9 protein-coding genes and 1 pseudogene are annotated in these 8657 nt (G+C 69.4%); 4 read left to right on the top strand and 6 right to left on the bottom strand.

Annotated features, from left to right (window positions below):
* Window positions 1-44 precede the first annotated feature (44 nt).
* The 4 genes from ABD366_RS36565 to ABD366_RS36550 all read right to left on the bottom strand — a co-directional run bounded on the left by ABD366_RS36565 (window position 45) and on the right by ABD366_RS36550 (window position 3886).
* Window positions 45-650 carry a DUF308 domain-containing protein gene (locus ABD366_RS36565; protein ID WP_324769702.1) on the bottom strand — a complete coding sequence of 202 codons (606 nt, stop codon included), beginning with the start codon at window positions 648-650 and terminating at the stop codon, window positions 45-47.
* A gap of 42 nt (window positions 651-692) precedes the next feature.
* Entirely contained in the window at window positions 693-2318 is a 1626-nt protein-coding gene (locus tag ABD366_RS36560) for a tannase/feruloyl esterase family alpha/beta hydrolase (RefSeq protein WP_324769701.1), read from the bottom strand.
* Window positions 2319-2559: 241 nt separating this feature from the next.
* Window positions 2560-3270 (bottom strand): cytochrome b/b6 domain-containing protein, encoded by a 711-nt coding sequence (locus tag ABD366_RS36555; RefSeq protein WP_324769700.1) that lies wholly within the window; start codon window positions 3268-3270, stop codon window positions 2560-2562.
* Window positions 3218-3886: a molybdopterin-dependent oxidoreductase gene (locus tag ABD366_RS36550; protein WP_324769708.1), complete on the bottom strand. Its 669-nt coding sequence runs from the start codon at window positions 3884-3886 to the stop codon at window positions 3218-3220. The genes ABD366_RS36555 and ABD366_RS36550 overlap by 53 nt, the downstream gene beginning before the upstream one ends.
* A gap of 522 nt (window positions 3887-4408) precedes the next feature.
* Between ABD366_RS36550 and ABD366_RS43670 the strand changes: the two are divergent.
* From ABD366_RS43670 to ABD366_RS36540, 3 genes and pseudogenes are all read left to right on the top strand, one after another.
* A pseudogene (locus ABD366_RS43670) lies at window positions 4409-5005 on the top strand (ATP-binding cassette domain-containing protein); the annotation flags it as partial.
* A 15-nt stretch (window positions 5006-5020) separates the two neighbouring features.
* A complete protein-coding gene (locus ABD366_RS43665) occupies window positions 5021-6043 on the top strand; it encodes an ATP-binding cassette domain-containing protein (RefSeq protein ID WP_425577018.1) in 1023 nt (340 codons plus the stop codon).
* A 152-nt stretch (window positions 6044-6195) separates the two neighbouring features.
* Window positions 6196-6759, top strand: coding sequence for a hypothetical protein (locus tag ABD366_RS36540; RefSeq protein ID WP_344443208.1), 564 nt, complete (start codon window positions 6196-6198; stop codon window positions 6757-6759).
* 60 nt (window positions 6760-6819) lie between these two features.
* On the opposite strand, the gene ABD366_RS36535 is transcribed toward ABD366_RS36540, so the two are convergent.
* Both ABD366_RS36535 and ABD366_RS36530 read right to left on the bottom strand, forming a co-directional pair.
* Window positions 6820-7266, bottom strand: coding sequence for a VOC family protein (locus ABD366_RS36535; RefSeq protein WP_324771210.1), 447 nt, complete (start codon window positions 7264-7266; stop codon window positions 6820-6822).
* A gap of 264 nt (window positions 7267-7530) precedes the next feature.
* Window positions 7531-7980: an organic hydroperoxide resistance protein gene (locus ABD366_RS36530; RefSeq protein WP_324771209.1), complete on the bottom strand. Its 450-nt coding sequence runs from the start codon at window positions 7978-7980 to the stop codon at window positions 7531-7533.
* Window positions 7981-8273: 293 nt separating this feature from the next.
* Here ABD366_RS36530 and ABD366_RS36525 point away from each other — a divergent pair.
* A partial coding sequence (locus ABD366_RS36525; RefSeq protein ID WP_344443205.1) for an alpha/beta fold hydrolase occupies window positions 8274-8657 on the top strand: 384 nt, incomplete at its 3' end.

The raw sequence follows: 8657 nt of genomic DNA, 5'->3' as shown, positions 1-8657 counted from the left end.
TTTGAAAGGCGCGGGCCGGGGCGTTCCCGGAGGAGGTACGAGCGTCAGACGGTGCGCTGCTGGCGGGACTTCCAGCCCAGCAGCAGCGCCTGGAGGATGAACCAGACCCCGCCGCCGGTGGCGTACACCGACAGCACGTCCAGCGACGGATCGTCGCCCGCGGCCTGGATGTTGTAGGTGATGCCCACGAGGAAGGAGAGCCCGCCCGAGATCAGGGTCGGCCACTGCTTGCCGAACTCGGGGCCGCGCCGCCGCACCCCGACGATCACCTGGGCGGCACCGGATATGACGGCCCAGGCGCCGAACACATGGAGCACCGGTGCCTCGCCGCCGGCGCCCGCGACGCCGATCGCGAGGGCGGCCAGCGTGCTGAGCACCCCGTTGAACGCGATGATCCGGCGCTCGGAGCCGTCGGGGGCGGCGCGGTGGTCGAGCAGCGAGGACACCGCGTCGATCAGCGGGTAGACGACCAGCAGGGTGATCGCCACCGCGTCGACGTCCTCGTGGGCGCGGGCGAACGCCAGGGCCCACGCCACGGCGAGGATGCCGCGACCGAGGTACAGCTTCAGCAGTGAGGATCGTTCGTCCGTAGCCGCCTGGGCGGTCGCGGACGCCGACCGGGTGGTCGCGGTCGCCGTCTGGGTGCTCATGGAGGTTCGGCCTTTCAGGTCAGGAGGTCGTCGCCGGCCGGGTCAGTGCCGGGGGGAGACGCAGCGGAAGCTGGAGGCGAGGGCGGGGTCGCCGTGGCCCTTGTAGTGGGACACCGCGGGGTAGGCGCACAGGTCACGGGCGACCGTCTCGCCGTTGGTGTTGACCAGGGTGGCGGGCAGGGTCCTGGGCGCCTTGCCGTGCTCGACCCAGGCGGTCAGCGCGGCGAGACCGTCGGCCGAACCGTCCTGGCCGTTGAGGCCGCAGTGGCTGGTGTTCGGGGCGAGGAAGACGCGGTAGAAGTCGTCGACCCGCTTGGCGCCGCCCAGTTCACGCTCGACCTGCTGGTGGTAGCGCACGGTGCCCTGAGCGGGGATGAACTGGTCGGTGTCGCCCTGCCAGGTGATCAGCTTGCCGCCGGACCTGCGGAAGTCCGACAGGTCCGGGTCGTCGGTGCCGATGACCTTGTCGTACTCGGCCTGGGACTGCTGGAAAAGCTTCGTGAAGTCGCTGTAGGTGATCTTCGTGAGGTCGAAGGACGGGTCCTTCTTCAGGAAGAGCTGGACCCAGGCGGCGGGAACCTGGAAGGGCACGCCCTTGACGACGCCGCCGTCGGTCTCGTCGGGCTGGGAGTGCGCCAGGCCGTTCAGGTCGGCCCCGATCGGGACGCCGGCCCACAGCTTCTTGCCCGAGGTGGTGCGGGGGCCGTCCCAGATCTTGCGGACCACGGCCGCGTCGGCCGCCGTGATGGTCAGCTCATCGCCCTTGCAGACGACCTTGGTGCCGATCAGCCGGCGGGGGTCGAAGTCGCAGCGGGAGGAGTCGTTGACCAGCCCGTCCCGGACTCCGTCGAGCTTGTCGCAGGCCTTGACCGCGGCGTCGGTGAACGCGTTCAGCTCGCACTCGGTCGGGTAGGTCTTCTCGTTGTTGAGGACCACCTGCGGCCACAGGGTGGCGACCTCGTACTCGTCCCAGTTGATGGCGGGCGCGTCCGCGAGGATGCCGTCGTAGTCGTCGGGGTAGGCCTGGGCCTCCATGTAGCCCTGACGGCCGCCGGTGGAGCAGCCGGTGAAGTAGGAGTAGGCGGCGCGCTTGCCGTAGACGCCGTTCACGACCGTCTTGCCGACGGCCGCGGCCTCGTGCTGGGAGCGGGAGGCGAAGTTCTTCAGCGCCGTGCTGTTGACCTTGCCCTTGCCGTCGAGGACCCAGCTGGTGTCCAGGACGTCACCGACACCGGCGTCCGTGGTGGTCACCGCGTAGCCGTTCTTCACCGCGGCACCCAGGCCGACACCGTTGTCCCCGGCGCTGAAGGCGCTGCCGCCGATCGCCTGGAAGCGGCCGTTCCACTCCTGCTCGGGCAGCCAGGTCTGCACCTTGGCGTGATCGCCCTCCCCGGGGTGGGTGAGGCTGACCGTCACCTGGCAGAAGGCCGGGACGCCGGAGACCTCGCCGCCGAGCAGCCCGGTGCCCTGGATGGTGCCGCCGGCCTGGCGGACCGCGGTCACGGACTCCACCTTCGTGCCGGCCGGAGCCTTCACGGACGGTGCCGCGCAGGCGGCTGTGGTGGCGGTGGCGGTGTTCCGCGTCTCGTCCGCCGAGGCGGTCGGCAGCCACACTGCCGCCGCGACCAGCGGCACACCTGCCGCGAGTGCCGTCAGAGCCTTCTTCATTGTTTTCCATCCAAGTGGTAGGTGTGCGCCTTCTGCAACGGCGACACATGTGCACGCCACACGACGTGCCAGAAACCGAGACAGACAGTATCACCTGTCAGAGCGGTGACAATAGAGTTCGGAGTGAAAGAGTCGAGCGCTCGGCCGGGACCGATGTCGCTGCCTGGTAACACTTTGTCCGTGGGCCCCGCCGCGGAACAACAGTCAATTGACGGCTCGGTCGGCGGAGTTGACGTTTAGGTCATTCGACGGACGTCGACGACCCCGCCTGTTCCTCACGCAGCCACTTCGCGTGGTGCCGCCGCGCCCAGGTCCTGCTGACATACCCGGTACGCATACCTAGCCGGGCCTCCGGATCCTGGCGGGCCATGCGCAGGTGTCCGAGTACGACGAAGGTGATCGCCCAGGCCAGCAGGTCGTGCACGAAGATCGCGCTGGTGCGGGAGATGAAGGGCAGCAGTCCCATGAACCACATCAGCAGGCCGGTGAACATCATCACCAGCACGGCACCGGCGATCCATCCCGCGTAGAGCTTCTGTCCCGCGTTGAACTTGCCGGCCGGGCGCGCCCCCGGCGAGGTGCGGCGTCGGCGGACGGCGCGCAGCCACTGCCGGTCGTACGCCGCGAAGCGGTTGATCCGGCGCAGGTCGGCCCGGAAGGCGCGGGAGAAGAGGCCCAGCAGGAAGGGCAGGGGCAGGGCGATGCCGGACCATTCGTGCAGGGTGACCATCAGGTGCCGTCGGCCGACGAGTTGGGCCAGTGGGCCGAGGTACAGACAGGCGGCGGTGACCAGGCACACCAGCATCAGGTAGCCGGTGATCCGGTGGATCCAGCGCTCGGCGGGGCTGAACCGCCGGACCTTGCCGGACGGTTCGGAGACGGCGTCCTGTCCCGGACTCTCAGGCCGCATCGCTGTTCCGGTCGGCGCCGTCGAGCCAGCCGTCGACCGCATAACCGCGCTCCTCCCAGTAGCCGGGGACGACCTCGTCGGTGACCGAGATACCGGACAGCCACTTGGCCGATTTGTAGAAGTACATGGGTGCCACGTAGAGGCGGACGGGGCCGCCGTGCTCATGGCTGATGGGCTTGTCCTGCATGTTCAGCGCGACCAGGACGTCGGAGCGGCGGGCCTGTTCCAGGGTGAGGCTCTCGCTGTAGGCGCCGTCGAAGCAGGTGAAGCGGATTGCCGCGCCCGGGGAACGCACACCGGCGGCGTCGAGGATGTCCGCCAGTCTCACCCCGTCGAAGGGTGTCTTCTCCACCCGCCATCCGTCCGTGCACACGACGTCGTGCACGACCCGGGTCTGCGGCAGCGCGCGCAGCTGGTCGAGGGTGTAGCTCCTGGGCCGGTCCACCAGGCCGGTGACCCGCAGCTGGTAGTTCGTCTCGTCCTTGTGCGGTACCGAGCCGACGACGCTGTAGTACCGGAAGCCGCCGGGATTGGGCAGCAGTCCGGTCGCTCCGGTGGGGTCGAGCTGGGAAGCGGCGCCGAGGAACCCCTCCCAGCCGCGCTGGAGGTAGGGCGCGGTGGCGAGCCCCGCGGCTCCGGCGGCGAGCACGCCCAGCATCGCGCGCCGCCCCACCGGTGGGCCCTCGGCGGCTTCGGCGGCATCAACGGCCTGCCGTTTCGACCTCTCTGCCATGGTTGGCGCTCCTCGTTCCTTGGCTCGATCACGCGATCGAACACTGAATACGTAACCGTTCAAGACGGTGATGATAGTGACATGGCTCGCGGTGCCTGTCAACGACGCGGCACACATGTGTGAGTCGAGAAACCGGTGCCCCACGCGGCTGTCATGTCGCACAGCTGATACGCCGCGCAGTTGTTGCGACGCGCAGTTGTTAACACGCTCAGCTGCTACGTCGCTCAGGTGTTACGCTGCTGGAGACATCGACTGTCCAGCGAGGAGTCACAGACGTGGCGGGTGAAGACGACATCTCCGGATGAGATCCGGTTCCGACGGCCATCGGCGGGCGCGCAGCAGCGCCGCTGACGTGGTCCGTCCCGTCGTACCCGTTTTTCCCGCGTCCTCCCTTCCTCCCAGGGCAGAGCTCTGCTCCCAGCCCGTGCATCGCTCGAGGTCATCGCCATGTCCAACGCCTCTGTCGTCTGCTCGAACGTCTCCTTCGCCTGGCCCGACGACACCCCGGTCTTCCACGATCTGTCCTTCAACGTGTCCCCCGGCCGCACCGGGCTCGTCGCTCCCAACGGGTCCGGCAAGAGCACCCTGCTCAAGCTGATCGCCGGCGAGCTCGCGCCGACCGCCGGTTCCGTGTCCGTCGACGGCACCCTCGGCTACCTCCCGCAGAGCCTTCCGCTGACCGGGAACCTCACGGTCGCCGAGGTGCTCGGCGTCGACGCGGTGATCCGCGCCATCGACGCCGTGGAGTCCGGCGACGTGGCCGAGGAACACTTCACCACCATCGGCGACGACTGGGACATCGAGGAGCGCACCCGCGCCCAGCTCGACCGCCTGGGCCTGGCCCACCTCACCCTCGACCGGGTCATCGGCACGCTCAGCGGCGGCCAGGTCGTCTCCCTCGGCCTCGCCGCCCAGCTGATCAGGCGCCCCGACGTGCTGCTGCTCGACGAGCCCACCAACAACCTCGACCTCGAGGCCCGCCACCGGCTCTACGACGTACTCTCCGACTTCTCCGGCTGTCTGCTGCTGGTCAGCCACGACCGCGCGCTGCTCGACCGGATGGAACGCATCGCCGAGCTCGGCAGCGACGAACTGCGCCTGTTCGGCGGCAACTTCAGCGAGTACGAGGAGTCCGTGCGCGCCGAGCAGGAGGTCGCCGAGAAGAACGTCCGCAACGCCGAGCAGGAACTCAAGCGCGAGAAGCGGGAGCTGCGGCAGGCCCGCGAGCGCGCCGAGCGCCGCGCGAGCAACGCCGCCAAGAACCTGAAGAGCGCCGGTCTGCCCAAGATCTTCGCCGGCAATATGAAGCGCGGCGCCCAGGAGGCCGCGGGCAAGTCCGGCACGATGCACGCCTCCCGGGTCAGCGAGGCCAAGGCCCGCCTCGACGAGGCCGGACGTGCCCTGCGCGACGAGCTGCGGCTCACCCTGGAACTGCCCGACACCCAGGTGCCCGCCGGGCGCAACCTCTTCCTCGGCGAGGGCATGCAGGTCCGTCTCGGGGACCGTGAGGTGTTCGCGGCGGGCGGTCTCGACCTGAGCGTCCGCGGCCCCGAACGGATCGCCCTGACCGGGCCGAACGGCGCCGGGAAGACCACCCTGATGCGTCTGATCACCAGCGAACTCGTCCCGGAGGAGGGGGAGTTGAAGCGGAACGACGGCCGCGTCGCCTACCTCTCACAGCGCCTGGACCTCCTGGACCCGGACCGCACCGTCGCGGAGAACTTCGCCGCGTTCGCCCCCGAGCGGCCCGAGGCGGAGCGGATGAACCTGCTCGCCCGCTTCCTCTTCCGCGGCGCGCGGGCCCACCTGCCGGTCAGGGTGCTCTCCGGCGGCGAGCTGCTGCGCGCCACCCTGGCGTGTGTGCTGTGCGCCGAACCGGCCCCGCACCTGCTGCTGCTCGACGAGCCCACCAACAACCTCGACCTGGTCAGCGCGGCCCAGCTGGAGAGCGCCCTCAACTCCTACCAGGGCGCGTTCATGGTGGTCAGCCACGACGAGCGGTTCCTCGCCGAGATCGGTGTGAACCGCTGGCTGCGACTGGCCGACGGAACGCTCACGGAGACGGGAGCCCCGGCAGTATGACCCGGGCCGCCGGCACGTATGTTCTTCGGCGAAGCAGCGCGAGGTGTGAGCGCCGGGCGGGCCGTCGGGCGTAAACACTTGTCTGCCCGGCACAGGCCCCTTGACCTGGGTAGCATGCGCAACGTCATCCATATCAAGGGGAGTGAACGGTTGTGACCAGCCAGTCAGCCGCCGCGCTCCGATCGCGGTACGTAGATCAAGCCGCATCGGACCTGGAGGAGAACCGCCGCCTGCAGCAGGAGTTGCAGGAGAGGATCTCGATGCTCAAGCAGGAGGAGGCCCTCCTGGGAGACATCATCAGCCTCGCCGAGCGGTACGAGGGTTTCGCCGACGCGTCCCGTCTGCCCGAGCAGTTGCAGGACGAGCCGGTCGCCACGAAGCCGCAGCCGAAGCAGAAGCGGGCCGCGGCCGGGACCGCTGCACGGCGTACGGCACCGGCGAAGACCGCGTCGGCGGGCACCCCGGCGAAGGCCGGCGCGGAGGGGAAGCCGCGTCAGGCCCTGCTCGGGGACCTGCTCATGAAGCTGCTCGGCAAGTACGACGAGCCGCGCCTGGCGAAGGAGTTGCGGGACGAGCTGCTGAAGAAGCACCCCGACCGCAGTCCCACACCGCAGGTGGTGCGCAACACCCTCGAGTCGCTCGTCGCCAAGGGACGTATCCAGCGGCACAAGCAGCAGCGCTCCGTCATGTACACCCTGGTGAAGCAGGACGGATAGACACCTCCGCCCGACACCGGCCTGTGGTGCTGCCGTGCGGCGGGCCGGTCGGCGGGCGGGTCAGCGGCCGGGGGCCCGCTCGGTGACCTCCTGGAGGAACCACTCGTTGCCGTCGAGGTCCTTGAAGGCGGCGAAGGTGCCGTAGCTGGCCCGCTCGGGGTGCGCGCCCAGGACGCGATGTGTGTCGCCGGCATGGTGGAAGGCGCCGGTCTCGTCGCGGAACGGGCCGGAGACCTCCACACCCCGGGAGGTCAGCTCCTCCTGGGCCTCGAGAATGTCGGTGACGGTCAGCTGAAGGCCGTGGAGTGTGCCCGCCTCCTGCTGGGTGAGGCCCTCTCCGAAGATGACCGAACACTCGGAACCGGGTGGGGTGACCTGCACGATCCGGTAGCCGTCGTGGATCGGGAAGTCGGCGTCGAGCCGCCATCCGAGCTGCTCCACGTAGAACGCCTTGGCGCGGTCGACGTCGGAGACGGGCAGAACGACGACTTCGAGCTTCATGTCCATGGCTGTGTCCCGCTTTCGGTAGGTCAACTCGGCTGACTTTGAGGGAAGTTCGAGGCTGTCGGTCCGTACCCGAACAGCACGGCGCTCTGCGCCCAGTTCCACATCTCTACGTTTGTCGGCCAGGCGCGTTCGTCGGGCCCGGCCCCGGCGCGGGGCGGCGACTCGGGGGAGACACCTACCGGAGCGGGGCGGGAGCGCCTGGCGAACCGTACGTATGAGTGCGTCTGAGAAGCCATGTCCTGCCCTCGCTCTTCGGTATACGGCTCAGGCGGCGGCGTCGGCGATGCCGGCGGCGGCGTCCGCGTTGATGGTGACGGGGATGTTGCCGCGCAGGGCCTTGGAGTACGGGCAGATCTGGTGGGCGGCCCGGGCGAGTTCCTGAGCCGTGGCCCGGTCGACGCCGCCGAGGACGGGGTTGAGGACCGCGGAGAGGGAGAACTCGCCGTCGTCGCCGTGCGTGAGGGTGATCTCGGCGGTGATGCTGGTGCTGGTCAGCCGGATCTTGCGGGCGGTGGCGGCGCGGCGCAGGGCGCCGAGGAAGCAGGCGGCCCAGCCGGCGGCGAGCAGCTGCTCGGGGTTGGTCGCGGTACCGGCGCCGCCGAGCTCCTTCGGGAGGGCGAGGCTGGTCTCCAACAGGCCGTCGGAGGAGCGGACGTGGCCGCCGTTGCGGCCTTCTCCGTCGACGTCGACAACGGCGGTGTAGCTGACTGCCATGGCTTGTGCTCCCCATCAGGTTCGAAATGTCATCGATCTCATCGGCCACCTCGTCCCACCGAGAGGCACCGGTTGAGGTGGTGACGCAATCATGGCGACGTTTTCCATCACCTGTCAAGACAGTTACTTCTACTTCTCCGTCATGCCGCTCGTCAGTCGCATGACTTAGACACGTGTCCGCAGCAAGGTCGGATGCGGCGTACTCGTCGGACCGTCAGATGACGGATGTGGCCGGTGGCGCGGCGGGGTCAGAGTGTGTGTCGCTGGTCACCGTGCACACGAGAGGGCTTCACATGATCAACAGGCGTACGTTCAGTAAGGCCGTCGGTCTGGGGGCCGGTGCGGCCGCGGTCTCGCTGGCCGGGCCGGCGGGCTCCGCGTCCGCGGCGCGCACCACGGGTGCCCCGGCGGCCTCCCCCGCCCCCGCTCCGGTGGTGCCCGCGATCACGCCGGGCACCCACACCGGTTTCCCGACCCTCAAGCACGTCCGGGCGGGCGTCCTGAACATCGGCTACGCCGAACTCGGACCCGCCCACGGCCCCGTCGTCCTCCTCCTGCACGGCTGGCCCTACGACATCCACAGCTACGTCGACGTCGCCCCCCTCCTGGCCGACCAGGGATACCGCGTCCTCGTCCCCTACCTCCGCGGCCACGGCCCCACCCGCTTCCTGTCCCGG

Source organism: Streptomyces kunmingensis (genome assembly GCF_039533535.1).
Lineage (GTDB): Bacteria > Actinomycetota > Actinomycetes > Streptomycetales > Streptomycetaceae > Streptomyces > Streptomyces kunmingensis.
This window is presented reverse-complemented; position numbering and strand designations above follow the sequence as displayed.

What these genes read in the sequence shown, in the direction of transcription:
- ABD366_RS36560 (WP_324769701.1), bottom strand. Translation starts at nt 2,318, where the DNA reads ATGAAGAAGGCTCTGACGGCACTCGCGGCAGGTGTGCCGCTGGTCGCG.
- ABD366_RS36550 (WP_324769708.1), bottom strand. Translation starts at nt 3,886, where the DNA reads ATGCTGGGCGTGCTCGCCGCCGGAGCCGCGGGGCTCGCCACCGCGCCC.
- ABD366_RS36565 (WP_324769702.1), bottom strand. Translation starts at nt 650, where the DNA reads ATGAGCACCCAGACGGCGACCGCGACCACCCGGTCGGCGTCCGCGACC.
- ABD366_RS36530 (WP_324771209.1), bottom strand. Translation starts at nt 7,980, where the DNA reads ATGGCAGTCAGCTACACCGCCGTTGTCGACGTCGACGGAGAAGGCCGC.
- ABD366_RS43665 (WP_425577018.1), top strand. Translation starts at nt 5,021, where the DNA reads ATGGAACGCATCGCCGAGCTCGGCAGCGACGAACTGCGCCTGTTCGGC.
- ABD366_RS36535 (WP_324771210.1), bottom strand. Translation starts at nt 7,266, where the DNA reads ATGGACATGAAGCTCGAAGTCGTCGTTCTGCCCGTCTCCGACGTCGAC.
- ABD366_RS36555 (WP_324769700.1), bottom strand. Translation starts at nt 3,270, where the DNA reads ATGCGGTCGACGGCTGGCTCGACGGCGCCGACCGGAACAGCGATGCGG.